The sequence below is a fragment of the Geobacillus sp. WSUCF1 genome (assembly GCF_000422025.1).
In the GTDB taxonomy this organism is placed as follows: domain Bacteria; phylum Bacillota; class Bacilli; order Bacillales; family Anoxybacillaceae; genus Geobacillus; species Geobacillus zalihae.
In genome coordinates this window covers 1-348 of record NZ_ATCO01000335.1, presented here as the reverse complement: position 1 = coordinate 348, position 348 = coordinate 1, and the positions used below count along the sequence as shown (strand labels likewise).

Genomic DNA, 348 nt, shown 5'->3' with positions numbered 1-348 from the left:
CATCAGAAAAAAAGCTTGAAACGCCTTTCCAGCACATCCTCATCGGTTCAAGCCGACTTCACGTGCCAGTTGGGGACGAAACAATGCCGCTCCACCAAGCGTCACCGGGTGGTGATCTTTCGAGATGCGAATGGCCGCGACATTCGGGTCGTGACGAACCTCTTCCATGCGTCTGCGGAAACCATTGCCGACATGTACCAACAACGTTGGACTGTTGAGGTCTTTTTCCGTTGGGTGAAGCAATATCTGAATGTCCCGACCTTGTTTGGCACGACGGAAAATGCGGTATACAACCAACTGTTTGCGGCGTTCATCGCGTATGTGTTGCTGCGATGGCTGTATGATCAA

Annotated in this window: 1 protein-coding gene; it reads left to right on the top strand. The window is 51.7% G+C overall.

The annotated features are described in order from the left end of the window. On the top strand, window positions 1-348 hold a 348-nt coding region (locus I656_RS0117450), incomplete at both ends, for an IS4 family transposase (protein ID WP_033007114.1).